We start from the raw sequence: 24,733 nt of genomic DNA on the forward strand, positions 1-24,733 counted from the left end.
TGTTCAGTCCATCGTCGGGATCACGAAGTGGTCGGCGTTCTCTTTGAGACCGGACGGCCAACGCTGCGTGACCGTCTTGGTCTTGGTGTAGAACTTGATCGAATCCGGTCCGTGCTGGTTGAGATCGCCGAAACCGGACGCCTTCCAGCCACCGAAGGTGTGGTACGCGATCGGTACCGGAATCGGGACATTGACGCCGACCATGCCGACCTGCACCCGGGTCGCGAAGTCCCGCGCAGTGTCACCATCGCGGGTGAAGATCGCGACGCCGTTGCCGAACTCGTGCTCGCTCGGCAGTCGCAGCGCCTCCTCGTAGTCGTGCGCGCGCACCACGGTGAGCACCGGGCCGAAGATCTCTTCGGTGTAGATCCGCATGTCCGGTGTCACCTTGTCGAACAGCGTTGCGCCGGTGAAGAATCCGTTTTCCGATCCCTCGAGCTTGAATCCCCGGCCGTCCACGACCAACTCGGCGCCCTCGTCGACACCGATCTGCACGTAGTTGGTGACCCGCTCGACAGCCTCGCGAGTGATCAGGGGACCGAAGTCGGCACCCTTCTCGTCGCTGCGCCCGACATTGAGCTTGTGCACCCGCTCGGTGAGCTTCTCGACGAGCTTGTCGGCGGTCTCCTCGCCGACCGGCACCGCGACCGAGATGGCCATGCAGCGCTCACCGGCCGAGCCGTAGCCCGCGCCGATCAGCTGATCGGCGACATCGTCGAGGTCGGCATCCGGCATGACGATCGCGTGGTTCTTCGCACCGCCGAAGCACTGCGCACGCTTGCCGTTGGCCGTCGCGGTTTCGTAGATGTACTGCGCGATGGGGGTGGAGCCGACGAACCCGACGGCCTTGATCCGCTCGTCGCGTAGCAACGCATCGACGGCCTCCTTGTCGCCGTTGACGACGTTGAACACGCCCGCGGGCAGACCGGCCTCGAGGAACAGCTCGGCGAGCCGCAGCGGCACCGAGGGATCGCGCTCGGAGGGCTTGAGCACGAAGGCGTTGCCGCAGGCCAGCGCAGGTCCGGCCTTCCACAGCGGGATCATCGCGGGGAAGTTGAACGGGGTGATGCCCGCGACCACGCCCAGCGGCTGACGCATCGAGTAGACATCGATGCCGCCACCGGCGCCCTCGGTGTACTCGCCCTTGAGCAGGTGCGGGATACCGGTGGCGAACTCGATGACCTCGAGGCCGCGCTGGATGTCGCCCTTGGCGTCGGGGATGGTCTTGCCGTGCTCGGAGGACAGCAGCGCGGCCAGCGAGTCCATTTCGTCCTGCACCAGGGCCAGGAACCTCATCAGCACCCGCGCGCGTCGCTGCGGGTTGAATGCCGCCCATTCCTTCTGCGCCTCGGCGGCATTGGCGACCACCGCGGCGACCTCGGCAGTGGTGGCCAGCGGGACGTGGGCCTGGACCGCACCGGTGTTCGGGCTGAAGACGTCGCCGAAGCGACCGGACGTGCCCTCGATGTGCTTGCCGCCGACGAAATGCGTCAGTTGTCGAACCATTGCTTCATCCATTCTGTTGAATCACGGCGTGGGTGCGCGGTCATGTGATGCCGCGTCAGATTGGGATGTCTAGCATCCTATAGTTGGACGTCCATCAATGTCTAGGTCGATTGCTCCGGGACCGAACGAGTGAGAGAGTGCGAAGCCATGGTTGTCACCACTGCACGGCAGAAATTCGACGAACTACGCGCCCGGCCCGAGGGAGTCACCCCCGCCGAGCTCGATGACCTGTGGGCGCGCCTCGCGCCGGCCCGAGCCGAGGACATCCTCGGCGAATGGCAGGGCGACGACTTCGCGACCGGCCACAAGCTGCACGACCAGCTGGTGGCCAGCAACTGGTTCGGCAAGACGTTCGTCAGCGCCTTCGATGCCAAGCCGCTGATCTGCCGCGATGCCGACGGCAACCTGTACTCCGACAAGAAGTCCGGCAACGGTGAGGCCACGCTGTGGAACATCGAGTTCCGCGGCGAGGTGACCGCGACGATGGTCTACAACGGCGCGCCGATCTTCGATCACTTCAAGCGCGTCGACGACCGCACGCTGATGGGCATCATGAACGGTAAGCCCGAGTTGGTGCTCGACAACGGGCAGCACTACTACTTCCTGCTCGAGCGGGTGAGTTAGTCCGGCAGCCGGCGGTATACCGCCTGCAGGTCGCGCACTCCGGCGATGACGGCGCGTTCGTCCTCGCCGGTCGCCCGCAGCGCCCTACGCAACAGCACCGGATCCAGGTCCTCCCAGGCAGCTCGAAACTCCGCGACGGGCAGGGCGGGTAGCTCGGTCCGGTCGCCGTAGAGGTCGTCGGGGTCCGGGCCTGCCCGGTCCTCCACCCCGGCGATCAGCGCGTCGAGGTCTACCCCGCGCAGGACGAGCATGTCGAGCGGGCGCTCGTCGAGTCGCTCGGCGGTGAGGAAGGCGACCGCCGCAATGTGTTTGCACGGCCAGCCGGTATCGGGGCAGGTGCAGTCGAAGTCCAGTTCGGCGGCCGAGCGCGGCAACAGCAGCGGACCGAGCGCGGTGGGTAGCGACCCGGACACCGTTTCGGCCAGCATGCCCGGCGCGCCCCGCACGACGTCGACGAGTTCGGCGAGCCGCTCGTCGTCGAAGGTGCGCAGCGTGAGCACCGAGGTGAACGGCCGCGGCTGGCTGCCCTGGACCTCGGCGGTGACCGCGCCAGGCTCGATCCGCATCGCGACGACCTGACCGGCGCGGGCGTAGGTCTTGCCGCGGGTGAGCCGCCCCGGATCGGCGTGCTCCTCGATCGCCTCGACGAATGCGCGACCCCACCAGGTGCGCCCGAAGGCGCCGCGCCGATTGGACGACTCGACGCCACCCCGGACCGGACGGCGCTTGCCGTACTGGCTGAAGTCGCGTGGCGGGCTCATTCGCCCACCGCATCGTCGCCGAGGCGCATCAGATCGCGCAGCGCATCGGTGCTCAGCTCGGTCACCCAGTTCTCCCCCGCCCCGACGACGAGATCGGCAAGTTCCTGCTTGCCACTCAGCATCGCATCGATCCGCTCCTCGATCGTGCCGACGCACACGAGCTTGCGAACCTGCACATCGCGGCGCTGCCCGATTCGGAATGCACGGTCGGTGGCCTGGTTCTCTACCGCCGGGTTCCACCAGCGATCCAGGTGCACAACATGATTCGCGGCCGTCAGGTTGAGGCCGGTACCACCGGCCTTGAGCGAGAGCAACATGATCGGCGGACCCTCCGGTTCGGCGAAGCCGGTGACCATCGCGTCGCGGCGCGCCTTGCTCACGCCGCCGTGCAGGAACGGCACTCTGGTACCGAACCGTTCGGTCAGGTACGGCGCGATCAACTCGCCGAACTCGCGAAACTGGGTAAACAACAACGCCTTCTCACCGTCCGCGAGGACCGACTCGAGCACGTCTTCGACCAGGCCGAGCTTGCCGGATCGGTGTGACCCGCGGCGCAGCACAGGCGACCCGTCGGAAAGGTAATGCGCGGGGTGATTGCATACCTGCTTGAGCCGGGTGAGCGCGGCGAGCACGGCACCTTTGCGGCCGATGCCCTCGGACTCTTCGATCTGGCGCAGCATCTCCTCCACCACGGCCTTGTAGAGCGACGCCTGCTCGGCGGTGAGGTTGGCGCGCACGGTCATCTCGAACTTCTCCGGCAGATCCGAAATCACGTGCGGATCGGTCTTCACTCGGCGCAGCACGAAAGGCGCAGTGGCCGTGCGCAATCGTGCTGTCGCCGTCTCGTCGTGATCGCGCTCGATCGGCACCGCGAAGCGGGCGCGGAAGGACTGGGCACTACCGAGCATCTTCGGATTCGCGAAGTCGAGGATCGACCGCAACTCCTCGAGCCGGTTCTCCACCGGGGTGCCGGTGAGCGCGAGCCGGTGCCGGGCCGGAATCGACCGGACCGCACGCGACTGTGCCGTCGCCGAGTTCTTGACGTGTTGCGCCTCGTCGAGAACGACTCGGTCCCAAGTCAGTTCGCGCAATTGCTCGACGTCGCGGGCCGCAATCGCGTACGTGGTGACCACCAGATCGTGCTGCGCGACGGCGTGGGCCAGTGACCCGCCCTGCCGACGTCCCGGCCCGTGATGCACCAGCACCCGCAGCGAGGGCACGAAACGCTGCGCCTCTCGCTGCCAGTTGCCGACCACCGACATCGGGCAGACCAGCAATGTCGGATTCCCGTTCGCCGTGTTCTTCTCGTGCGCGAGCAGCGCGAGCAGCTGCACGGTCTTGCCCAGGCCCATATCGTCGGCGAGGACAGCGCCCAGGCCAAGGCGGCTCATCGCGGCGAGCCAGTTCAGTCCGCGCAGCTGATACGGCCGCAGTTCCGCATCGAGTTCGGCCGGTACCGGAACTTCGGCGGGCGGTTCCTGCGGATCGAGCAGGCTACGCACCCACCCCGTCGCAGTCACTTCGTCGACCGGCAACGGCGGTGCGTGCGCCGCGGTGAGTTCACCGATCAACTCGCCCAACGTCGTCTCGGTCTTCTCGTCGTGGCCGGCGACATAGCGGGCGGCACGGGCGAGCACGACATGGTCGGCCTGCACCCACTGCCCACGAAGCCGAACCAGGTCGGCCTTCGCGCGCGCGAGCCGCTCCATCTCGTCGTGGGTGAGCACCGAGTCGCCGAGCGCGAGTTCCCAGTCGTAGCCGACGAGTTCGTTCATGCCGACCGACGTGCCACCCTCGGTGGTCACCGCGGGGGTCTGCACCCGCAGCCGGAGCGAGGGCGCGAGGCGGTTCCACGCGCGCGGCAGCAACACGTTCACCCCGGCCTCGCGCAGCGCCATCGCACCGTGCGTGACGAGATCGGTGACAACGGCGGTCGGCAGCAACAGGTCCAGGCTCGCCGAATCGCTGGGAACATCGCGCAGCCGCGGGTACACGGCCATCGCCTCACCAAGCTTGCGGCCCGCGATCCGCAGTAACTCCGCATCGGCGCTGCGCATCGCAATCGGTTGCGGTGCTTCACCTTCGGGCCGAAGGCACACCTCCAGTCGCCAGAACACCGCAGCCGGGTCCGCGTCGTCGTCCACCTCGTCGGGCTCGAGCAGCCGCAGCACCAGTTCGGGTTCGTCGACCGTGAGACTGGTCCGCCACTGCTCGAGGGTCCGGCCCACCGCGTGGCTGCCCACCTCGAGCGGCTCGTGCGTGAACAGCGACTGCGTGAGCGGATGATCGGACCACTCCTGGGCACCGGTCTCGGCCAGCCGCAGCCGCACCACCGGATCGGTCAGCTCCGCAACCAGATCGGCCAGCACCGCGGACGCCGGACCTTGTGCACGCTGCACCGCGGGCATCGCGACTGCCAACTCCGCGAGCCAGGCGCGTTGCCGTTCGCCGCCGAGCAGCCGCCACCGCGTCCACCATTGGCCCTCCGCCCGATGGACCTCCGGGACGACCCGGCCGGCCGCCACCCAGCGTTCTATCCCCCGGGCAACATGGGCGAGATAGCGCAGATCGCCGGACTGCCCGGCGCGGGATCCGCGCTGCAACAACACTTCCGCGGCCGCATGCGGTGCGAGCGCCCGAGCAGGTAGTTCGACGGTTTCCACACCGGCCCCGCCGGGCACCAGAACCTCCACGCGATGCCGGAATCGCGCACGCGTCAGCGCGGCGAACGCCTCGGACAGCGGCGGGCCCTCGATCTCGTCCCGCCACAGCAGCAGGCCCGCCCCCGGCGACCAGAGCCCATGCAGCATCGCACCATCCAACCAGGTGCAGCTACTGCGGCTCCGGCGCCAGCCCGATCGGTCGCACTTCCACGGCGAAGTTCAGCGGCGCGCTGTCCTTGCCGGGAGCGGTCGAAATGTATCCGGCGATCTCGTACACCCGTTCCGGGCTTTCGCAGTCGAGCACCCAGTATCCGGCGAGGAACTCCTTGGACTCGGGAAAGGGGCCGTCGGTGACCAGCACGGCGCCGTCGGGCTGGGCCTGCACCAGCCGTGCGTCCTCCGGCCCGGTCAATCCCTGTGCGTCGACCAGTTCGCCGGACTCCGCCAAGCGTTCGTTGAGGTCGTGCATGAACCGGACATGATCCATCAACTCGTCCGGCGTCAGCGACGACATCGTCTCCGCCATGTCCGCCGCGGTTCCCGTCATCAACAGCATGTACTTCACTTCGGCTCCTCCGGATCGGCGTGCACGGTTCTCCGTGGCTCGTACCAGTGTTCGGCGGCCGGGTCGCCCGCCAGATTCCAGCTCCACGAGATGGTCGGCGTAATTCGCATGTACCAGCCGGGGCCGACGAGGCCGACCCGCTGCACGGCCTCCTCTGCGCGACCGTAGACCCGCAGGCAGCGCGCCGCGAACGGATCGAGCGACAACAACTCGTCGAACACGAGCGAGATCTTCGGGTTGCCCGCCTCGACATTGCGGAACTTGCGGGTGCGGAGCACGTCGTCACCGACGCCGCCCACCCAGAAATACGTGCCGTCGAACTCGAAGGCGAGCGGCACGACGTCTGGTTGTCCATCGGGCCCGACGGTTGCGACCCGGGCCAGCGGCTGCGAGCGCAGGAACGCGATCTCGTCCTCGGTGAACGACATTCGTTCTCCTCTCGGCGCGGAGCCTGCGGAGCGCCCATCGGCACCGTACGGCGCGGAGCCTGCGGAGCGCCCATTGGTATCGCCTCGCGCGGTCCGGTCTCATCCTGCCCGACGCGCCACGCTGCCGGAGTCTGTCGGTGCGAACGGGCACACTGCGTTCGTGCTTCGGGGGATGCTCATGTGGTCGTCGACCATGGTGGCTGCGTGCCTGGTCGCTGGATGCGGGTTGGTCGGCACCGACGTGACGCCCGCGCCGGGCAGCCCCTCCCGTACCCAGGTCGAACAACTCCTCACGGCGGTCGGTGTCATCGCCGCGCGGCCACATCCCGGCGGCTACCAACGCGGGTGCGGCGCGGGCCAAGCGTGCGTTTTCGGACCCACGTGGACCGACGACACCGATGCCCCCGGCGGTCACGACGGCTGCGACACCCGCAACGACGTGTTGGCCGTCCAGCTCACCGCGGTCACGTACCGCGACGGCACCCGAGCCTGCGTGGTCGTCGCCGGCCGGCTGGCCGACCCCTACACCGGACGCAGCGTCGGGTTCGATAAGGCGCGCGCCGGCGATGTGCAGATCGACCACGTGTATCCGCTGGCTGCCGCGTGGGACATGGGTGCCGGGGCCTGGCCGGTCGAGCAGCGTCGGCGCTTCGCCAACGACGTCGCCGCGAACCTGCTCGCAGTCACCGGCTCGGTGAACCAATCGAAGGGTGATCGCACCCCCGCGGACTGGCTCCCACCCAACCCCGCCTACCACTGCTTCTACGCGGGCAAATATCTGACCGTGGCGGTGCGGTACGGACTGCCCGTCACCGCGGGGGACCGGGAGGCGTTGCTGCGGGTGGCTGCGGGGTGCGATCCATGACGGGCGACAGGGAAGGCACGTAGAATGACATCACTTGATGCGCAAATTGATGAATTGGGAGGTGGCGTGCGTACAACTCTCGCGCTCGACGACGACCTCGTTGCCGAGGCCACTCGGTTGACCGGGACCACCGAGAAGACCGCGCTCGTTCGCGAAGCATTGCGCGCGCTCATCGAACGAGAAAGTGCCCGGCGCCTCGCGCGTTTGGGTGGGACGCAACCCGAGGCAGCCGCACCACCTCGCCGCCGGACCGGCGCTTGATACTCGTCGATACGTCGGTCTGGATCGAACACCTGCGATCGGGACTTCCCAGCCTCGTCCACTCGCTCGACGCGGCCGCAGTCCTGGTGCATCCCTGGGTCATTGGCGAACTCGCTCTCGGCAATCTCACGAACCGTATCGAGATACTCGGGCTGCTGCGGAGGTTGCCACAGTCTGCAGAGGCCGAAGCGGACGAGGTCCTGTTCATGATCGAACACGAATCGCTGACTGGCAGTGGGATCGGATATGTCGATGCACAGCTGCTCGCGTCCACCCGACTGACTCCCGGCGCTCGGCTCTGGACACGGGACCGACGATTGGCGGCAGCGGCCGACCGTCTGGGGATGCGTTACGACCGGGACGCAGGTTCACCCTGACAAACCACGACGGCAGCAGCCGCGCACGTTCTAGCGTGGAGACCGTGGACCACTCGCGCAGTATCGACAAGGACACCACCCTGTGCATGTCGCTGGCCGCCCGGCCGAGCAACTTCGGCACGCGGTTTCACAACTATCTGTACAACGAGCTCGGGCTCAACTATCTCTACAAGGCTTTCACCACAACCGATCTCGCCGCGGCAGTCGGCGGCATCCGCGCGCTCGGCATCCGTGGGTGTGCGATTTCGATGCCCTACAAGGAAGACGTCATCGAACTCGTCGATGTTATGCACGACTCCGCCGTGGCGATCGAGTCGGTGAACACCATTGTGAACGAGTCGGGCACACTGCACGCCTACAACACCGACTACCAGGCGGTGGCCGACCTGCTCACCGAGCACGCACTGCCAACCGAGTACTCGTTCGCGATCGCCGGCAGTGGCGGAATGGCGAAGGCGGTCGTCGCCGCACTGCGCGACTCCGGGTTCACTCGCGGCACCGTGGTCGCGCGCAATCGTGAAGCGGGACAGGCACTTGCCGACAAGTACGGCTTCGACTGGGCGCCCGAACTCGCGGACGCGCGGCCCGACCTGCTGCTCAACGCGACCCCGATCGGGATGGAGGGTGGACCGGAGGCCGGCGCGATACCGTTCACGGCGGACGCCGTGGCCGCCGCGTCCGCGGTCTTCGACGTGGTCGCGAAGCCACCCCACACGCCCCTGGTCCACACCGCCGGGCAAGCCGGCAAGACGGTGATCACCGGCGCCGAGGTGATTGCCCTGCAGGCCGCCGAACAGTTCGCCCTCTACACCGGAGTGCGGCCCACGCGCGAGCAGATCGACCGCGCCTCGGAGTACTCGCGCGCCGCGGGCTGAACCCGGTGTCACTCCGGCCCGGTCGCCACCGGCCGATCCGGGTCGTTGGACCACTGCGACCACGAGCCGGGGTACAGCGCCGCGTCGATCCCCGCGACCGCGAGCGCCGCGACCTGATGCGCCGCCGTCACTCCCGACCCGCAGTAGACGGCGACCGGCCGGTCCGCGGCGAGTTCCGAGAATCTCGTGCGCAGTTCCTCGGTCGAGCGAAAACGGCCGTCCTCGGCGAGGTTCGCCGTGGTCGGTGCGCTGCGTGCCCCAGGAATGTGACCGGCGCGCGGATCGACCGGTTCCAGCTCACCGCGGAACCGCTCCGCCGCACGCGCATCGAGCAGCACACCGCGAGTCGGCCAAGCCGCGGCCGCATCGCCGTCGATTACCGGTAGCCCACCGCCACGCAGCGTCACGTCACCCGCCTCGCGGACCACCTCTTCTCCACTCGCCACCGCGGCGCCGCTCGCCTGCCATGCCGTCCAGCCGCCATCGAGAATGCGCACATCGCGCAGCCCGCCCCAACGCAGCAGCCACCAGGCGCGCGCGGCAGAGGTGCCGCCGACCGCGTCGTACACGACTACCGGACTCGCGGCGCGAATCCCCCACCGCCTCGCCGCGGCTTGCAGGTCGCTCGGCGACGGCAATGGGTGCCGCCCCGCTGCAGGCGAAGGCGGCTCTGCCAATTCCGTGTCCAAATCGACGTAGACCGCGCCCGGGATGTGGCCCGCCAGATAGTGGCGCCGTCCATTCGGATCGCCGAGCGCCCAGCGTACATCCAGTACCACGGGGACGGTGGCCGCCGCGCGCAACTCTTCCACGGTGGTCAGCACATCCGAGCGGGACCGATCGTCGTTGTCGCTCATGATAATTCGTTGTGAAGCAGCTCGGCCATGGCGGCGCCGAAGGCAACGAACGTCACCGTCGAGACCGACGTCCGCGTGCCGCGCACGGCGGTGACCGCCTGATGCGCCGCGTCGCCGGCGGGCCACCCGTACACACCGGAGGAAATCAGTGGGAATGCCACGGTCCGTGCGCCGAGCGAATCGGCGACCTCGAGACTGCGGGTGTAAGCCGATCGCAGCAGCGCGGAGCGGTCCTCGCTCTTCGAGTAGACCGGCCCGACCGTATGGATCACCCAACGGGCAGGCAGTCGACCCGCGGTCGTGGCAACCGCATCACCCGTGGGCAGCCCATCTGGATACGTGCTGGCACGCAACTCTCGGCATTCTGCGAGGATGTCCGGCCCCCCGGCCCGGTGGATCGCGCCGTCCACGCCACCCCCGCCGAGCAGGCCGGAGTTCGCCGCGTTGACGATCGCATCGACATTGATTTTGGTGATGTCGCCCTGGACGACTTCGATGTCGGTCACGGCGACCATCATGCCGCGCTGCGCGCACTATCGTCAGGCGAGTGAGCGCCGGATCGGAAACAACCACAGTGCAAGCCGACGACTACCCCCTGCTCTGGCCGGTGCCGACCCGCTGGTCCGACAACGACCACTACGGCCACGTCAACAACGTCGCCTACTACTCGTACTTCGATACCGCGGTGAACGCCTGGTTGATCGAGGCAACCGGAACCGACATCCGCGACCTACCCGCGATCGGCATCGTCGCCGAGACGTCGTGTCGTTACCTGAGCGAACTCAGCTTTCCCGATCGGCTCCGCGTCGGGCTCGCGGTCGAACGCCTCGGCAAGCGCAGCATCGTCTACGCCCTCGCGATCTTCCGCGAAGCAGGCGATGGGTCGCTCACACCTGCCGCCACCGGGCGCTTCGTGCACGTGTACGTCGACCGCGACACTCGTCGACCGGTGGAGCTTCCGGCCGCGATCCGCACGGCCGCGGCCGGCCTCGTTCGAGACTGACGGGTCAGCGATCGCCGACCAGCGCTGCCTGGTACCGGCGCATGCCCGCGAGCCATCGCTCGTAGTCACCGGCCTTGTGCCGGAAGAACTCCCCCACCTCCGGATGCGGCAGGATCAGAAAACGCTCCTCGGCGATCGCGGCCAGCACGTCGTTCGCGACATCGTCGGGTGCGAGCACCGCGCCGGACGACGTGACCGCTCGGGACGCGAGTTCGGCGTCGGCCGAACCGGTGTGGAACCCGGACCGCAACAACGCCGTCTCCACGCCCATCGGGCACAGACAACTCACGGCGATTCCGCGATCCCCATAGGTCACCGAAAGCCATTCCGCGAACCCGACCGCGGCATGCTTGGACACCGCATACGGCGCCGACCCCAGCTGGGTGAGCAGACCGGCGGCGGATGCGGTCGAGACGAAGTAGCCGCCACCGCGTTCGAGCCAGCGTGGCACGACGACGCGGGCGGCCCGTACGTGTGCCATGACGTTGACTCCGAAGGCGGCCGCCCACTGCTCCTCGGTGCTGTCGAGTCCAGGCCCGCCGGTGACACCGGCGTTCGCGAAGTACAGGTTCACCGGGCCGAACTCCGCTTCGGCGCGGTCGACGAGTTCGACGATCACGCGTTCGTCGGACACATCTCCTTCGAAGGCGAGCGCGTGGCCGGAGTGCTGGGCGTCGATCTCGGCGACGACGCTGCGTGCACCGGCGCCGTCGAGGTCGGCGACCACGACGCGCGCCCCGCTGCGGGCCACTCCACGAGCGATGGCTGCGCCGATACCCGCACCCGCACCGGTGACCACGGCGACTTTGCCTGCGATATCCATTCGGCGAGGTTAACGGCTGCCGCACGGGCCGAGAACCCCGATGCCACTCGCGGCGAGATTCTGCCGAACCCTACGGTTTGCCGCTCTTGTCCGCGCGGAACTAGTGGTAGGAAGCAGACATGCAAATCGCCGCCGTCGTCTGCTCCGTCATCCTCGCGTTGATGGCGTTGGCGTACGGCATCCCCGAGGTGCAGGTGCGGGGGCTGGCGTCGAGGTTCCTGCTCAGCCGCGGCCTGGGTCCAATGGTCGTGCGCGGACTCGGTGTCGGAAATCTGATCGCGGTCGTGGGCCTGATGGCGGGGCTGTTCTGGAATCCGGTGGGCATCGCCGCCGCAGCGCTGGTCGTAATGCTGTTCGGTTGGGCCGTCGCGTTCCACTTCATGTATGGCGATTTCGGCAATCCCGACATTCGCAACTGGGCACTGAACACCGCCGGCGGGCTGGGGTTCGCGGTGCTGACCCTTGTTGTGCTGCTCGTCTACCAGTTCTGGTGAGCCGAATCAGCTGCCGCGTTGCTCCTGCGCGAGCCGGGCGAGCAACGGCGTGGTCCGGGGGCCGACCAGCTCACGCATGACCAGACCCATGTTCGTGCGCTCCACGCCCGGGATGCGCAGGATCCGACCCGCGATCCGGTACAGATCGTCGGCGTCGCGGGCGACCACCTTCACGGTCAGATCCGTCGCGCCCGTCATACCGCACACCTCGGTCACCTCCGGAAGCTCGGCGAGTTCGGCGACCACCGAGTCGAGCCGGTGCTGATCGACAATCGTCGCCACGTAGGCCGAGAGCGGGTAACCGAGCGCGCGCGGGTCGACACGGCGATCGAACGAGCCGAGGACCCCGGCACTCTCCCATCTGGCCAGCCGCGCCTGCACCGTGTTCCTGGCCAGACCGAGTCGCTGCGCGAGTTCGACACCCGTCGAACGCGGGTTCTCGCTCAGCAGCATCAGCAGTCGGGCATCCGTCGCGTCCAAACTGGTCATATGACGCAGTATGACACCGAACCGTAACCAATATGCGGGCATTCTGCGCAACTCGCGGACTTCGACTTGCGCAGTCCGCATTCTCGTGGATCCTGTGAAGTACGACACACCAGTCGCGCACGCTCAACTGCCGAGCGCGCCCACAAGGCACGCTTTTCGCAGCGAAGGAGGTCGCCATGCCGGACGCCCATGCTCATCCCGTGCAATTGGTCCAGCCCGACGGCCGGCGCGTTCTCGACCGCGAGTACGCCGCGCTCGTCGCCGATATCGGGCCGACGGACCTTCGAGCCATCTACGACGACCTGGTGGTGTCGCGGCGCATCGACGCCGAGGCCACGGCGCTGCAGCGGCAGGGCCAGCTCGGCCTCTGGGCACCGTTTCTCGGCCAGGAGGCTGCGCAGGTTGGCTCCGCGTGGGCGCTGAACCCCGACGACTACGTGTTCCCGAGCTATCGCGAGACGGCGGTGGCGTATTGCCGAGGCGTCGATCCCATCGCGTTGCCGCGCATGTGGCGCGGTGTCGGCCACTCCGGCTGGGATCCCGCGACGGTCAACCTCGCCACCCCGGCAGTGGTTGTCGGTGCGCAGGCACTGCACGCGACCGGTTACGCCTTCGGCGCCAAGATGGACGGCGCCGAGATCGCGACGGTCGCCTACTTCGGCGACGGCGCGACCAGTCAGGGCGATATCGCCGAGGCACTCGTGTTCGCGAGCAGTTGGTCGGCACCGGTCGTGTTCTTCTGCCAGAACAATCAGTGGGCGATCAGTGCTCCCGTGTCGATCCAGAGTTCGTCGCCGATCGCGAGTCGTGCTGCGGGATACGGTATTCCGTCCATTCAGGTGGACGGGAACGACGTACTGGGTGTACTCGCGGTGACCCGCCAGGCGGTCCGGCGTGCCCGGGACGGCGGTGGGCCGTCGTTCATCGAGGCGATCACCTACCGGATGGGCCCACACACGACCGCCGACGACCCGACCCGCTATCGCTCGTCGGCCGAACTCGAACTGTGGCGAACGCGCGACCCGATCGACCGGCTGCGCAGGTTGCTCGATCGCGAAGGCCATCTCGACGAAGACTTCCTCGCCCTGGTCGCCGCCCATGCCGACGAAGTTGCCGCGCGACTGCGAGCCGCGACGATCGACATGCCAAGTCCGGCACCACAAACCATGCTCGACCACGTTTACGCCACACCGCATCGACTGCTCGACGCCGAGCGAGAAGTGTTCGCCGATTCTCTTGCCGGGGAGGCCCAGTGATGCTCACAATGGCTGCCGCGCTCAACGCGGGACTACGCAAAGCGATGGAGACCGACCCGAAGGTCCTGATCATGGGTGAGGACGTCGGCACGCTCGGCGGCGTGTTCCGGGTGACCGACACGCTGCAGAAGGATTTCGGCGCCAACCGAGTGCTCGACACGCCGCTGGCCGAATCCGGGATCATCGGCACGGCATTCGGTCTGGCGCTGCGCGGATACCGCCCGGTCTGCGAAATCCAGTTCGACGGTTTCGTCTACCCGGCGTTCGACCAGATCGTCTCCCAAGTTGCCAAGATTCATTACCGCACACAGGGAAAGGTCAAGGCGCCGCTCACCATTCGAATCCCGTTCGGTGGCGGAATCGGCTCCGTCGAGCACCACTCGGAATCCCCCGAAGCCTACTTCGCACACACCGCGGGACTGCGGGTCGTGGCGCCGAGCAACCCCGCCGACGCGTATCAGATGATCCAGCAGGCGATCACGCTCGAGGATCCGGTGATCTTCTTCGAACCCAAGCGGCGCTATTGGGACAAGGCCGAAGTCGACCTCGACGCCGCGCCGGACCTCGCCCTCGACCGCGCCCGCGTCGTCGTGCCGGGCACCGACGCGACGATCGCCTGCTACGGCACCATGGTCGCGACGGCCACGGCCGCGGCAAAAATCGCTGCCGATGAAGGCCATTCGCTGGAGGTGATCGACCTGCGCTCGCTGGCGCCGATCGACTTCGACACCATCGAGACCTCTGTTCGCAAGACCGGTCGACTCGTGGTCGTGCACGAGGCGGCGGGGTACGTCGGGCTCGGCGCGGAGATCGCCGCGCGCATCGGGGAACGCTGCTTCTACCAGCTCGAGGCGCCCGTGCTGCGGGTATGCGGCTTCGACATCCCCTATCCGCCCGCGAAACTCGAGGAACACCACCTGCCCGACCCGGACCGGATCCTGGCCGCGGTCGACCGCACCCTGGCAGCTTAGGGGCCCGGATGACGACGCAGGAATTCTGTCTGCCCGATCTCGGCGAAGGGCTCACCGATGCGGAACTCGTCTCCTGGGCGATCGCGCCCGGCGATGTTGTCACGCTGAACCAGAACGTCGCCGAGGTGGAGACCGCGAAGGCGCTCGTCGAACTGCCGTCCCCGTTCGCGGGCACGGTGACCGAACTGCTCGCCGAGCCGGGCGACACCGTCGCCGTCGGCGCTCCCCTACTACGAATCACCACCGACACACCGGCCGGCACAACTCCGCCCGCGGCGGCCGAATCTGCACCGAATACCACCGCGCGGCAGGCGGTTCTCGTCGGCTACGGGCCCTCCGATGCACCGGTGTCGCGACGCCGGCGCCCGCCTGCGGAGCCCGCTGCCGCAACGACGAATGGCACGGCGGCCCCCGCCCGACCCGACGCCGTGCCGGCAGCACGCAAACGCGCCCGCGAACTCGGCATCGACCTGACCGAGGTGATCGGCACCGGCGCGTCCGGCGCGATCACGTTCAACGACGTCGAGGCGCACACCGACCTCGCTCCGAGCGAACCGTCCGCGCGCGAGACGCGGATCCCGATTGCGGGGGTGCGCAAGCGGACCGCGGCGGCAATGGCGTTGAGCGCGCGGACCATTCCGCAGGTCACCGAGTTCGTGACCTGCGATGTCAGCGCGTCGGTCGAGCTGCTCGACCGGCTTCGCACGACCGCGGCATTCGACGGCGTGAAGCTCACTCCACTTGCACTGGTGGCGAAGACGGTGATCGCCGCCCTCGCCGACCACCCGACGCTGAACTCCCGCTGGGACGAGGACAGCCAGGAGATCGTGCTGCACCACTTCGTCAACCTCGGCATCGCCGTCGCCTCCCCGCGCGGCCTGCTCGTGCCGAAACTCGCCGACGCGGGGCGACACAGGCTTCCCGACCTCGCTGCCGAGCTGACCCGGACCATCGAGGTCGCCCGCTCGGGCGCCGCGACACCCGCCGACCTCACCGGCGCCACGTTCACCCTCACCAATGTCGGCAGCTACGGAATCGACACCGGCACGCCGATGGTCAATCCAGGTGAGGCAGCGATCCTGTGCCTCGGCACGTTCGCGAAGCGACCGTGGGTGCTGCCCGGAACCGACGACGTCGTCGCACGCTGGGTCACTACGCTCGGCCTGTCATTCGACCATCGCTTGGTGGACGGCGAGCAGGCCTCGAAGTTCCTCGCCGATGTCGCGGCCATGCTGACCGACCCGGGACTGTTGCTGACGCGTCTCTGACGGCTCGGCGGGCGCCGACTAGCTTGGACAAGCGTGACTGCTCCCGTCGTGGCACCCGATCTGCGCGCGGCCCGCGCCGGCGTATTCGGGATCTTCGGGCTCAACGGTTTCATGCTGGCGATGTGGGTCGTGCACATCCCGGTGATCAGCGAGCGTGCCGACGTATCGAAGGCGACGCTGGGCATGCTGCTGCTGTTCCTGGCGGGCGGCGCATTGATCGGCATGCAACTCTCGGGGCCGCTCGCGGATCGATTCGGCAGCCGAACCATCGTGGGCGTCGCCGCGGTCACCCTGTGTGCGACCGTGCTCGGGCCCGGCTTCGCCACCAATGCAGTCGCGCTCGGTGCGGCGCTGGTCGCGTTCGGGTTCGCCAACGGCGCGCTCGATGTGTCGATGAACGCGCAGGCCGTGCACGTCGAGCAGCGCTATGGCCGGCCGATTCTCTCCGCCTTCCATGCCTTGTTCTCCTGTGGCGGGCTGGCCGGCTCACTGTGCGGTGCGGCGACGCTCGCACTCGGCTGGGATGTGCGCGCGACGTTGTTGGTCGCTGCGACGGTGGGTTTCGCGGTCACCGCCGGGTGCACATCCCGCATGCTCGGCCATGTTCCCGAGCGCCACACCGATACCGCCGCGCCCACCCGCGGCTCGCGGATGATTCTCGTCCTCGGGCTGATCGCGTTCGCGCTGCTGATGTCGGAGGGCGTCGCAACCGACTGGAGCACACTGCAGGTCAAGGAGCATCTGGGCACCAGTGATGCCACTGCCGCGCTGGCGTTCGGCGCGTTCTCGGTGATGATGACCGTCGGCAGGTTCGGCGCCGATCGGGTCAGCGCAGCAATCGGCCCGATGCGGGTGGTGCGCTACGGAACCCTGATCGCCGCCGTGGGGATCACCATGGTGATGCTGTCGGTGTGGCCCGCGCTGACCCTCGCGGGATGGGCGCTGTTCGGCCTCGGCCTGTCCGGCGGAGTCCCGCAGATCTTCACCGCAGCGGGCAACCTGTCCGGCAGCCCGGGCACCAATATGTCCCGGGTCTTCACCATGGGCTACCTCGGCCTGCTCGCCGGTCCGGCGATCATCGGCTGGCTGACCAAACTCGTCCCGCTGACCTCGGCGCTGGTGGTACCACTCGTCGCCGTGTTGCTCACCGCGATCTTCGCGCGGGTGGTGGAGCAACCGAACGCATAGTTGTTCCGGCGAAATCGGCCTTGCGAGCCGGAACAACTATGCGGTGGGCGGGGGTTAGAGCGCCTTGAGTTCCTCGGTGACCGCGCCGACGGACTTCTTGGCGTCGCCGAACAGCATGCTGGTGTGATCGGCGTAGAACAGCGGGTTGTCGATACCGGCGAATCCGGAGTTCATCGAACGCTTGAGCACGATTACCGACCTGGCCTGATCGACGTTGAGGACCGGCATGCCGTAAATCGGCGAAGACGCGTCTTCCCGCGCGGACGGGTTGGTGACGTCGTTGGCGCCGATCACCAGGGCGACATCGGTGCGATTGAACTCGCCGTTGATGTCGTCCATTTCCTTCATCACGTCGTATTCGACGTCGGCTTCGGCGAGCAGCACGTTCATGTGGCCCGGCATGCGCCCGGCGACCGGATGAATCGCGTACTTCACCTCGACACCCTTGGCCTCTAGTAGCGACGCCATCTCCTTGACGGCATGCTGTGCCTGCGCGACGGCCATGCCGTAGCCGGGCACCACGATCACCTGGTTGGCGTAAGCCATCTGGATGGCCGCGTCCGCCGCGGAGGTCGCCTTGGCTTGGCGCTGTTCGCCGGCGCCTGCGGCCACCGCAACGCTGCCGCCGCCGAACCCGCCGGCGACGATCGCGGGAATCGAGCGGTTCATCGCCTTGGCCATGAGGTTGGTGAGAATCGTGCCGGACGCGCCGACAATCATGCCGGCCACGATCATCGCGGTGTTGTTCAACGCAAGACCCGCTGCGGCCGCAGACAACCCGGTCAGTGCGTTGAGCAGGGAGATCACCACGGGCATATCGGCGCCGCCGATGGGCAGCACCACCATCAGCCCGAGCACGCCGGCGCCGACCAGCAGGATCACCATCCACCACGGATCCACCCCGCCCTCGGACGCGCCGAGGCCGATCAGCACAGCCGCGCCAACCGCGACGATCAGCAACAGCAGGTTCACGGGCTGCTGCAACCGGCCGAGCCCGATCGGCCGGCCCGGCAGGATTTCCTGCAACTTGCCGAACGCCACCAGCGAACCCCAGAACGAGATCGAACCGATGATCGCGGCGAACAGTGATCCGACGATGATGTGCGCGGTCGGTTCCTCGCCGTGCTTGAAGTTCGAGAAGCCGCTGGTGTCAAGGAATTCCGCCCACGCGATGAGCGCGACCGTGCCACCACCGACACCGTTGAACAGCGCCACCAGCTGCGGCATCGCCGTCATCTTCGTGTATCTGGCCGGCGGAATGCCAAGCGCGACACCGACGACCAGGCCGAGCGCGATCAAAATCCACTGACTGGTGTCCCGGATCGCGATCAGCGTCGCGATCACGGCGATCGCCATGCCCACCGCGGCGATCTGGTTGCCGCGCACCGCGGTCTTCGGACCGGTCAGGCCCATCAGACCGTAGATGAACATCGAGAACGCGACGATATAGAGAATGTTGACCAAGTAGTCCATCAGCGCGAGCCCTCCTCGGCAGCAGCGTCACCCTTGGCAGCCGAGGTGTCAGCAGCAGGAGCCTTGGCGGGTTCTTCCTTCTTCGACTTGAACATGCCGAGCATGCGATCGGTGACCACGAATCCACCGATCACGTTCAGGGTGCCGAAGATCAGCGCGACGAACAGGATGATCTGGATCCCTACCGACGGGTCCTCCATCCGGCCCAACGTCACGAGTGCGCCGAGCACCACGATGCCGTGGATGGCGTTCGTGCCCGACATCAGTGGCGTATGCAGGGTATTGGGCACCTTGGAAATCACGGCGAACCCGACGAACCCGGACAACACCAGGATCGCGATGTTCGCGAGAAGTTCGTCATACATCGGAATCAGTTCCCCTCTCGGGTGACACAGGAATCGGCGAGCACCTGATCGGAGAAATCGGGGGCGAGCTTGCCGTCCACCAACATCAGCTCGAGCAATGCCGAGATGTTCTTCGCGTACAGCTCCGAGGCATGCTCGGGCATCGTCGCGGGCAGGTTCAGCGGCGAGCAGATGGTCACGTCGTGCTTGACGACCGTCCGGCCCGGCTCGGTGAGCTCGCAGTTGCCGCCGGTCTCACCGGCGAGGTCGACGATCACACTGCCCGGCTTCATGCCCTCCACTGCCGCTGCGGTCACCAGCCGCGGCGCGGGTCGGCCCGGCACGAGTGCGGTGGTGATGACGACGTCGAACTTCTTGATCGCATCCTCGAGCGCCTGCTGCTGCTGCGCGCGTTCGTCTTCGGTGAGTTCGCGCGCATAGCCGCCCTCACCCGCGGCGTCGATACCGAGATCGAGCCACTGCGCGCCGACCGAACGCACCTGATCGGCCACCTCCGGTCGCACGTCATACCCGGTCGGACGGCCACCGAGCCGCTTCGCGGTCGCCAACGCCTGCAGGCCGGCGACACCGACGCCGAGCACCAGCACAGTCGCCGGCTTCACCGTCCCCGCCGCGGTGGTGAGCATCGGGAAGAAGCGCGTCGACTCCGACGCCGCCAGCAGAACCGCCTTGTACCCGGCGACGTTCGCCTGCGAGGACAGCGCATCCATCACCTGTGCGCGCGAGATCCGCGGAATCGCCTCCACCGCGAACGCCTGCACGCCCGCCGACTTCAGGGCACCGATCTTGGTGTCGGCGTTGCGCGGCGCGAGAAACCCGATCAGCGTCTGACCGCCCGAGAGCCGGGCGGTCTCCTCCTGCGTCGGTGGCGCCACCTTCACCACCACATCCGCCGACCACGCATCACCGATACTCGCCCCCGCCGCGGTGAACAGCTCGTCGGGAATCAACGCCCCCACACCCGCCCCGGACTCGACGACCACGTCGACCCCCTTGCCGACCAGGCCCGACACGATCTTGGGCACGAGGGCAACGCGACGCTCACCATCGGCGGTCTCGCGCACTACCCCGACACTCGGACGGTTCACAATCACACCTTCCAACACCGGATCGGTTGTCTCCACAGCTTTCGACTTCCCCTGGTTTCGCGGTACTAAGTTGTCCACCCCTCAAAGTCATAGACCCTACTATGAGAGTTGCGTTTCTCACAGAGCGTGGCGCGAGGCCGAGAGCCTAACCCAGATCTCCCACCGATGGTGCGCCGAAGTTACGCTCCCGTAGGTGACAGGTGGTGTACCCGAAGTCTTACGCACCCTCGCCCGGTCCGCGCGCCGGCCGGTCGTCCTGACCGGTGCCGGGATGTCGGCGGAGAGCGGCGTACCGACCTTCCGGGATGCGCAAACCGGCCTGTGGGAGCGGTTCGATGCCGCGTCGCTGGCCAGCCCGGATGCCTGGAACACAGACCCCGCAGTGGTGTGGGCGTGGTACCAGTGGCGGGCGGGGCTCGTTCGCCGCGCCCAGCCCAACGCCGGGCACCGCGCGCTCGCCGAATGGGGCGAACGGACCGACCTACGCATCGTGACGCAGAACGTGGACGACCTCCACGAACGAGCGGGCAGCGTGGTCGCCGCGCATCTGCACGGCAGCCTGTTCGAGCCCAGATGCAGCGTCTGCGGTACGCCGGCCGGTCCCATCGAGCCGCTGACCGAGCCGGTCGAACGCCTCGATCCCCCGCCGTGCGCACGATGCGGCGGCCCGATCCGCCCTGGCGCGGTGTGGTTCGGCGAACCAATGCCGACCGGACCGCTCGACGTAGCGTTCGACTGCGCGAGAACCTGCGATCTGATGCTCGTCATCGGCACCTCGGGTGTCGTTCACCCCGCCGCCGGACTACCCGTGCTGGCCCGCGAGTCCGGCGCGACCGTTGTCGAGATCAACCCCGATCCCACCGGGATCAGCCACGCGGTGGATCACGTCTGGCGCACCACCGCCGGGATCGGGCTCCCAGCGCTCCTTACCGACTGACGCCACGACCGAACGCGAGCTCGCGCAGCCGGACCCAGTCCCAGACCGGCGGCAACGTCCTCGGGCCCGGACGATCGCGGGGCACCCGGACCCGGAGCGCACCGGGCTGGATCCGGCAGTGCACCGGTGTCGGCAGGGTCACCGCCTCACCGTCGATACCGACCGCAACCTCCGGGGCGTCGGATTCGACGCTGACTTCGTTCGCGTGGAGCCGCACCAGCCCGCGGGTGCGCACCCGCCGGAACAACGCGACGGCCTCACCCGCGCTGCGCACGGAGACCGTCACCACACCGAGCGTGCCGTCGTCCATTCGGCTGCGCCGCCCCAGTCCTGCCAGATCGTCGGTCCGATACGTTCCGTTGCTCACCAGCACGGCCTGCGGGTGCTCGATCGTGCGGCCGTCGATCCGGGCCACCAGCGCGCCGCCGCGCCGCCGGTCGAGCACGTCCGGCAGCTGACGCAGCACGGTCTTCATCTTGTCGTCCCGGTAGGCGGGGTTGCGCACGATTTCCGCGTACGCGCCGAACGAGGCGTTGTTCACGAACGGATGCCCACCCACGTTGCCGAGATCCACCCGGAGGTCGACGCCGTCGCGCAACGCCGAGAGCGCCTGCACCGGATCGTCACGGTCGAGGCCCAGGTCGAGGGCGAAGTGATTTCGGGTGCCCGCGGCGATCACCAAGAAAGGCAGACCATGAGCCGCCGCGACTGCGGCGACGGCGGCTTGCGTTCCGTCGCCGCCCGCAGCGCCGAGCAGATCGGCGCCACGCGCAACCGCCCGTTCGGCGAGCGCCGTCACGTCCACGCGCCCCGGGCCCTCGAGCAGCACCACCCGCGCACCCATCGCTTCCGCCCGTCGGACGAGGTCGAAGCGGCCGACCTTGCCGCCACCGGAGTTTGGATTCATCAGCAGAACCGGACGCTCCGGCGGGGTGGCGGGGAACTCCGGCGAGGGCGGTACGCGGCGGTCGCGGGCCAGCGCGGCACGCGCGCACCACCCGCCGCCGCCGAGCAGCGCCACCACCGGCAGCACGACCCAGAGCAGTCCGTTCGCGATCACGGCCACCAGCACCCCGAGCGGAACCAGGACGGCAACGGCCAACGCGATCCAGCGGACGGTGGCGCGATTGACGAGAAACTCGTACAGCGCGGCGATGGTGAGTACCGCACCGGCGAGACAGACCAGCAGCAGGGCGACGGCCACGAAGAGCCCGGCGATCAAGAGCAACACGATGGCGAGCAGCACCGCCGCCACCGCGCCACGAGCAAGCCAACGCGCTCGCGGGTCCACCTCGGACGCGACCTGCTCGGTGGACACCACGTCGACCTCCCTCTGCCGGCTGTCATTCCCTGACGTCGCCGCCGCGCCTAGGGTTACCCCGTGAGTTCCTGCATCTTCTGCGAGATCGTGTGCGGCGACGCTCCGGCCAACAGAGTGTACGAGGACGACGAGCTACTTGCGTTTCTCGACATACGCCCGATCACGCAGGGCCACATGTTGGTTGTCCCGAAGTCACACTCGACCGAACTCGCCGATCTCGATGCGGACGCCGGCGCGCGGATGTTCCGGCTCGGCCACCGGCTTGCGCTCGCGCTGCGCCGCAGCGACCTCGCCGCCGACGGCGCCAACCTCGTGCTCAACGACGGCACCGCGGCTTTCCAAACCGTCGGCCACGTGCACCTGCACGTCGTGCCACGTCGGCACGGCGACAAACTGCGCTTCGCGACCGGCCTGATCTTGCGCCGCAGCAAGGAGCCCGAGGCGACCGCGCTGGCCATCCGCGCCGGCCTCGACCGGTTCGAAACCGAAGGAAGCTGAGATGAGCCGCCGCCCGACCAGCGTCGATTTTCATTTCGACCCGATGTGCCCATTCGCCTTTCACGCCTCCATCTGGATTCGCGAAGTGCGCGCACGGACGGGTCTCGACATCGGCTGGCGGTTCTTCAGTTTGGAGGAGATCAATCGGGTCGACGGCAAGAAGCACCCGTGGGAGCGAGACTGGTCCTACGGCTGGTCGCTGATGCGGATCGGAGCGTTGCTGCGGCGCACCGATATGGCCCTGCTCGACCGTTGGTATGCGCTGATCGGCACCGAACTGCATCTGCGCGGCGGTAAACCACACGATCCCGAGGTGGCGCGCGCGCTCCTCGACGAACTCGGGGTCGGCGCGGCGCGCCTCGACGAGGCGCTGGCCGATCCGACCACCCACGACGACGTTCTCGCCGATCACCGCCGCGTGACCGAGGGCGGCGGGTTCGGTGTGCCGACGCTGTTCTTTGCGGACGGCCAGAAGTTCTTCGGGCCGGTGCTGGTAAACCCACCCACCGGCGATGCCGCGGTGCGCCTGTGGGACTTGGTGATCGGACTGCTGGAGTTCCCGAATGTGTACGAGATCCAGCGGCCCAAAGGCGAGTCCGAGACAGCCGATATCGGCGCAGCACTGCAGCCCTATCTCGCGGGCCGGGACTGGGTCAGCATCGACCGCGGCCGGGTGATCGACCTGTCCGGCATGGGGCAGCTCAGTTCACCGCAGCCCGCGACGCCGCCTGCGTAGTCCGGAAGCGCTGCTGATACTTCGACGGTGAGATGCCAAGCCGCGCAATGAAAGTCCGGCGCAGCGCCTCCGTGCTGCCGAAGCCTGCGGCGGCGGCGACCGCGGTGACACTCGCGCCGGCCTCGAGCTGGATCCGGGCCATGTCGAAGCGCAGCGCGCCGACGTACTCCGCGGGCGAGGTATCGAGCTCGTCGCGGAACAGCCGGGTGAGGTGGCGAACGCTGACGTTTGCCTCCTTGGCGAGTTCGCCGACCGAATAGGGCCGGGCCGGATCGGCCTCGATCAGGTCGGTGATCTGCCGGACGATCCGGGTGCGCGGGGCCGGCGCGCGCAACGAGGCAGAGAACTGCGACTGACCGCCGGACCGGTGCATATAGACGAGAAGCAGCTGCGCGACCTGGCGGGCGACATCCGCGCCGTGGTCCTCCTCCACCAGCGACAGCGCCAGATCGATGCCCGCCGCGACACCCGCCGACGTGTAGACCCGCCCGTCCCGGACGAAGATCGAATCGGGCTGCACCAGCACCTCGGGAAACCGGCGCGCGAGATCCTTGGTGAACTTCCAGTGCGTGGTGGCGCGGTGGCCGTCGAGTTCACCGAGTATCGCGAGCACGAAAGCACCGCTGCAGATCGAGACCAGCCGCCGGGTGCGACCGGCGAGCCCGCGGGCGGCGTCGAGCAGCGCACCCCGGGCGAAGATCTCCGGCGGTTGCTCGCTGCCCGGCACGATCACCGTGTCGAATACGCCGGCGTCCGCCGCGGCCGCATGCACCGAGACCTTCCCGCCGACCGAAGTCGCGACGTCCCCGCCGTCCGCGGACAGCAGGACGATCTCGTAGCCGCCCACCGCCTGGTTCGCTTCCACGAACACCTCGGCCGGACCGACATAGTCCAGCATCTTCACCCCGTCGAACAGCAGGATGCCGATGCGGCGACGTTGCGCGGTGACGATGGATGCCCGATTCACAACGCTCATCCTGCGCTACCCGCGCACACGCGCGCGCCGTGAAGCCCCCTGCCCCGGCGCGAGGATGTCCGCAA

General features: G+C 67.9%; 28 protein-coding genes. 14 read left to right on the plus strand and 14 right to left on the minus strand.

What is annotated here, in order from left to right:
- Positions 1-3: 3 nt before the first annotated feature.
- Entirely contained in the window at positions 4-1,506 is a 1,503-nt protein-coding gene (locus tag OG921_RS10585; protein ID WP_266112382.1) for a CoA-acylating methylmalonate-semialdehyde dehydrogenase, read from the minus strand.
- A 147-nt stretch (positions 1,507-1,653) separates the two neighbouring features.
- Between OG921_RS10585 and OG921_RS10590 the strand changes: the two genes are divergently transcribed.
- Positions 1,654-2,130 carry a DUF4334 domain-containing protein gene (locus OG921_RS10590; protein ID WP_266112383.1) on the plus strand — a complete coding sequence of 159 codons (477 nt, stop codon included), beginning with the start codon at positions 1,654-1,656 and terminating at the stop codon, positions 2,128-2,130.
- Here OG921_RS10590 and OG921_RS10595 read toward each other — a convergent pair.
- Genes OG921_RS10595 through OG921_RS10610 form a run of 4 tightly spaced genes read right to left on the minus strand, consistent with a single transcriptional unit; the run spans position 2,127 to position 6,547 of the window.
- Entirely contained in the window at positions 2,127-2,891 is a 765-nt protein-coding gene (locus OG921_RS10595; RefSeq protein WP_266112384.1) for an SWIM zinc finger family protein, read from the minus strand. The genes OG921_RS10590 and OG921_RS10595 overlap by 4 nt on opposite strands.
- Positions 2,888-5,701: a DEAD/DEAH box helicase gene (locus tag OG921_RS10600; RefSeq protein WP_266112385.1), complete on the minus strand. Its 2,814-nt coding sequence runs from the start codon at positions 5,699-5,701 to the stop codon at positions 2,888-2,890. Before OG921_RS10600 ends, OG921_RS10595 begins: the two co-directional genes overlap by 4 nt.
- Positions 5,702-5,723: 22 nt before the next feature.
- Positions 5,724-6,110 carry a YciI family protein gene (locus OG921_RS10605; RefSeq protein ID WP_266112783.1) on the minus strand — a complete coding sequence of 129 codons (387 nt, stop codon included), beginning with the start codon at positions 6,108-6,110 and terminating at the stop codon, positions 5,724-5,726.
- A gap of 5 nt (positions 6,111-6,115) precedes the next feature.
- Positions 6,116-6,547 (minus strand): PPOX class F420-dependent oxidoreductase, encoded by a 432-nt coding sequence (locus OG921_RS10610; RefSeq protein ID WP_266112386.1) that lies wholly within the window; start codon positions 6,545-6,547, stop codon positions 6,116-6,118.
- Between the two features lie 172 nt (positions 6,548-6,719).
- On the opposite strand from OG921_RS10610, the gene OG921_RS10615 reads away from it, so the two are divergent.
- From OG921_RS10615 to OG921_RS10630, 4 genes are all read left to right on the plus strand, one after another.
- A complete protein-coding gene (locus OG921_RS10615; protein WP_266112784.1) occupies positions 6,720-7,412 on the plus strand; it encodes an HNH endonuclease family protein in 693 nt (230 codons plus the stop codon).
- A gap of 66 nt (positions 7,413-7,478) precedes the next feature.
- A complete protein-coding gene (locus OG921_RS10620) occupies positions 7,479-7,673 on the plus strand; it encodes a type II toxin-antitoxin system VapB family antitoxin (protein WP_266112387.1) in 195 nt (64 codons plus the stop codon).
- Positions 7,670-8,050 carry a type II toxin-antitoxin system VapC family toxin gene (locus OG921_RS10625; RefSeq protein ID WP_266112388.1) on the plus strand — a complete coding sequence of 127 codons (381 nt, stop codon included), beginning with the start codon at positions 7,670-7,672 and terminating at the stop codon, positions 8,048-8,050. The genes OG921_RS10620 and OG921_RS10625 overlap by 4 nt, the downstream gene beginning before the upstream one ends.
- A gap of 44 nt (positions 8,051-8,094) precedes the next feature.
- The gene (locus OG921_RS10630; protein WP_266112389.1) at positions 8,095-8,925 is read left to right on the plus strand and encodes a shikimate 5-dehydrogenase; all 831 of its coding nucleotides are present in this window, start codon (positions 8,095-8,097) and stop codon (positions 8,923-8,925) included.
- 8 nt (positions 8,926-8,933) lie between these two features.
- Here OG921_RS10630 and OG921_RS10635 read toward each other — a convergent pair whose 3' ends face one another.
- Both OG921_RS10635 and OG921_RS10640 read right to left on the minus strand, forming a co-directional pair.
- A complete protein-coding gene (locus OG921_RS10635; RefSeq protein WP_266112390.1) occupies positions 8,934-9,782 on the minus strand; it encodes a sulfurtransferase in 849 nt (282 codons plus the stop codon).
- Positions 9,779-10,288, minus strand: coding sequence for an O-acetyl-ADP-ribose deacetylase (locus OG921_RS10640; RefSeq protein ID WP_266112391.1), 510 nt, complete (start codon positions 10,286-10,288; stop codon positions 9,779-9,781). The genes OG921_RS10635 and OG921_RS10640 overlap by 4 nt, the downstream gene beginning before the upstream one ends.
- 41 nt (positions 10,289-10,329) lie before the next feature.
- Between OG921_RS10640 and OG921_RS10645 the strand changes: the two genes are divergently transcribed.
- Positions 10,330-10,785 carry a thioesterase family protein gene (locus OG921_RS10645; RefSeq protein ID WP_266112392.1) on the plus strand — a complete coding sequence of 152 codons (456 nt, stop codon included), beginning with the start codon at positions 10,330-10,332 and terminating at the stop codon, positions 10,783-10,785.
- Between the two features lie 4 nt (positions 10,786-10,789).
- Here OG921_RS10645 and OG921_RS10650 read toward each other — a convergent pair whose 3' ends face one another.
- Entirely contained in the window at positions 10,790-11,608 is an 819-nt protein-coding gene (locus OG921_RS10650) for an SDR family oxidoreductase (RefSeq protein ID WP_266112393.1), read from the minus strand.
- A gap of 119 nt (positions 11,609-11,727) precedes the next feature.
- On the opposite strand from OG921_RS10650, the gene OG921_RS10655 reads away from it, so the two are divergent.
- Positions 11,728-12,102, plus strand: coding sequence for a DoxX family protein (locus tag OG921_RS10655; RefSeq protein WP_266112394.1), 375 nt, complete (start codon positions 11,728-11,730; stop codon positions 12,100-12,102).
- Positions 12,103-12,108: 6 nt separating this feature from the next.
- Here OG921_RS10655 and OG921_RS10660 read toward each other — a convergent pair whose 3' ends face one another.
- Complete coding sequence (locus tag OG921_RS10660) at positions 12,109-12,591, minus strand: Lrp/AsnC family transcriptional regulator (protein WP_266112395.1); 483 nt, start codon at positions 12,589-12,591, stop codon at positions 12,109-12,111.
- Between the two features lie 176 nt (positions 12,592-12,767).
- On the opposite strand from OG921_RS10660, the gene pdhA reads away from it, so the two are divergent.
- From pdhA to OG921_RS10680, 4 genes are read left to right on the plus strand one after another with little or no spacing between them, the layout of a single operon-like run.
- Complete coding sequence (gene pdhA / locus OG921_RS10665; RefSeq protein ID WP_266112397.1) at positions 12,768-13,847, plus strand: pyruvate dehydrogenase (acetyl-transferring) E1 component subunit alpha; 1,080 nt, start codon at positions 12,768-12,770, stop codon at positions 13,845-13,847.
- Positions 13,847-14,818, plus strand: coding sequence for an alpha-ketoacid dehydrogenase subunit beta (locus OG921_RS10670; protein ID WP_266112785.1), 972 nt, complete (start codon positions 13,847-13,849; stop codon positions 14,816-14,818). The genes pdhA and OG921_RS10670 overlap by 1 nt, the downstream gene beginning before the upstream one ends.
- Positions 14,819-14,826: 8 nt before the next feature.
- A complete protein-coding gene (locus tag OG921_RS10675) occupies positions 14,827-16,086 on the plus strand; it encodes a dihydrolipoamide acetyltransferase family protein (RefSeq protein WP_266112399.1) in 1,260 nt (419 codons plus the stop codon).
- A gap of 48 nt (positions 16,087-16,134) precedes the next feature.
- Positions 16,135-17,274, plus strand: a complete 1,140-nt coding sequence (locus OG921_RS10680) for an MFS transporter (RefSeq protein ID WP_266112786.1) — start codon at positions 16,135-16,137, stop codon at positions 17,272-17,274.
- A gap of 54 nt (positions 17,275-17,328) precedes the next feature.
- Here the strand turns inward: OG921_RS10680 and OG921_RS10685 are convergent, their stop codons facing one another.
- Genes OG921_RS10685 through OG921_RS10695 form a run of 3 tightly spaced genes read right to left on the minus strand, consistent with a single transcriptional unit; the run spans position 17,329 to position 20,203 of the window.
- Complete coding sequence (locus OG921_RS10685; protein WP_266112400.1) at positions 17,329-18,747, minus strand: NAD(P)(+) transhydrogenase (Re/Si-specific) subunit beta; 1,419 nt, start codon at positions 18,745-18,747, stop codon at positions 17,329-17,331.
- Entirely contained in the window at positions 18,747-19,112 is a 366-nt protein-coding gene (locus OG921_RS10690; protein WP_266112401.1) for an NAD(P) transhydrogenase subunit alpha, read from the minus strand. Before OG921_RS10690 ends, OG921_RS10685 begins: the two co-directional genes overlap by 1 nt.
- A 5-nt stretch (positions 19,113-19,117) precedes the next feature.
- Positions 19,118-20,203: a Re/Si-specific NAD(P)(+) transhydrogenase subunit alpha gene (locus OG921_RS10695; protein WP_266112787.1), complete on the minus strand. Its 1,086-nt coding sequence runs from the start codon at positions 20,201-20,203 to the stop codon at positions 19,118-19,120.
- Positions 20,204-20,393: 190 nt separating this feature from the next.
- Between OG921_RS10695 and OG921_RS10700 the strand changes: the two genes are divergently transcribed.
- Positions 20,394-21,137: an NAD-dependent deacylase gene (locus OG921_RS10700; protein ID WP_266112402.1), complete on the plus strand. Its 744-nt coding sequence runs from the start codon at positions 20,394-20,396 to the stop codon at positions 21,135-21,137.
- On the opposite strand, the gene OG921_RS10705 is transcribed toward OG921_RS10700, so the two are convergent.
- Complete coding sequence (locus OG921_RS10705; protein WP_266112403.1) at positions 21,127-22,458, minus strand: diacylglycerol kinase family protein; 1,332 nt, start codon at positions 22,456-22,458, stop codon at positions 21,127-21,129. The genes OG921_RS10700 and OG921_RS10705 overlap by 11 nt on opposite strands.
- Positions 22,459-22,518: 60 nt before the next feature.
- Here OG921_RS10705 and OG921_RS10710 point away from each other — a divergent pair, with 60 nt between their 5' ends.
- Together OG921_RS10710 and OG921_RS10715 are read left to right on the plus strand one after the other, a co-directional pair.
- Entirely contained in the window at positions 22,519-22,956 is a 438-nt protein-coding gene (locus tag OG921_RS10710) for an HIT family protein (RefSeq protein ID WP_266112404.1), read from the plus strand.
- 1 nt (position 22,957) lies between these two features.
- Positions 22,958-23,692, plus strand: coding sequence for a DsbA family protein (locus OG921_RS10715; protein WP_266112405.1), 735 nt, complete (start codon positions 22,958-22,960; stop codon positions 23,690-23,692).
- Here OG921_RS10715 and OG921_RS10720 read toward each other — a convergent pair.
- Positions 23,658-24,668: a GlxA family transcriptional regulator gene (locus OG921_RS10720; protein ID WP_266112406.1), complete on the minus strand. Its 1,011-nt coding sequence runs from the start codon at positions 24,666-24,668 to the stop codon at positions 23,658-23,660. The two genes, OG921_RS10715 and OG921_RS10720, sit on opposite strands and share 35 nt — an antisense overlap.
- Positions 24,669-24,733: the final 65 nt, after the last annotated feature.

The sequence above is a fragment of the Aldersonia sp. NBC_00410 genome (genome assembly GCF_026342035.1).
Taxonomy (GTDB): domain Bacteria; phylum Actinomycetota; class Actinomycetes; order Mycobacteriales; family Mycobacteriaceae; genus Aldersonia.

Coding starts and splice junctions, on each gene's coding strand:
- OG921_RS10585 (WP_266112382.1), bottom strand. CDS start 1,506: ATGGTTCGACAACTGACGCATTTCGTCGGCGGCAAGCACATCGAGGGC.
- OG921_RS10590 (WP_266112383.1), top strand. CDS start 1,654: ATGGTTGTCACCACTGCACGGCAGAAATTCGACGAACTACGCGCCCGG.
- OG921_RS10595 (WP_266112384.1), bottom strand. CDS start 2,891: ATGAGCCCGCCACGCGACTTCAGCCAGTACGGCAAGCGCCGTCCGGTC.
- OG921_RS10600 (WP_266112385.1), bottom strand. CDS start 5,701: ATGCTGCATGGGCTCTGGTCGCCGGGGGCGGGCCTGCTGCTGTGGCGG.
- OG921_RS10605 (WP_266112783.1), bottom strand. CDS start 6,110: ATGCTGTTGATGACGGGAACCGCGGCGGACATGGCGGAGACGATGTCG.
- OG921_RS10610 (WP_266112386.1), bottom strand. CDS start 6,547: ATGTCGTTCACCGAGGACGAGATCGCGTTCCTGCGCTCGCAGCCGCTG.
- OG921_RS10615 (WP_266112784.1), top strand. CDS start 6,720: ATGCTCATGTGGTCGTCGACCATGGTGGCTGCGTGCCTGGTCGCTGGA.
- OG921_RS10635 (WP_266112390.1), bottom strand. CDS start 9,782: ATGAGCGACAACGACGATCGGTCCCGCTCGGATGTGCTGACCACCGTG.
- OG921_RS10650 (WP_266112393.1), bottom strand. CDS start 11,608: ATGGATATCGCAGGCAAAGTCGCCGTGGTCACCGGTGCGGGTGCGGGT.
- OG921_RS10655 (WP_266112394.1), top strand. CDS start 11,728: ATGCAAATCGCCGCCGTCGTCTGCTCCGTCATCCTCGCGTTGATGGCG.
- OG921_RS10660 (WP_266112395.1), bottom strand. CDS start 12,591: ATGACCAGTTTGGACGCGACGGATGCCCGACTGCTGATGCTGCTGAGC.
- pdhA (WP_266112397.1), top strand. CDS start 12,768: ATGCCGGACGCCCATGCTCATCCCGTGCAATTGGTCCAGCCCGACGGC.
- OG921_RS10670 (WP_266112785.1), top strand. CDS start 13,847: ATGCTCACAATGGCTGCCGCGCTCAACGCGGGACTACGCAAAGCGATG.
- OG921_RS10675 (WP_266112399.1), top strand. CDS start 14,827: ATGACGACGCAGGAATTCTGTCTGCCCGATCTCGGCGAAGGGCTCACC.
- OG921_RS10685 (WP_266112400.1), bottom strand. CDS start 18,747: ATGGACTACTTGGTCAACATTCTCTATATCGTCGCGTTCTCGATGTTC.
- OG921_RS10690 (WP_266112401.1), bottom strand. CDS start 19,112: ATGTATGACGAACTTCTCGCGAACATCGCGATCCTGGTGTTGTCCGGG.
- OG921_RS10715 (WP_266112405.1), top strand. CDS start 22,958: ATGAGCCGCCGCCCGACCAGCGTCGATTTTCATTTCGACCCGATGTGC.
- OG921_RS10720 (WP_266112406.1), bottom strand. CDS start 24,668: ATGAGCGTTGTGAATCGGGCATCCATCGTCACCGCGCAACGTCGCCGC.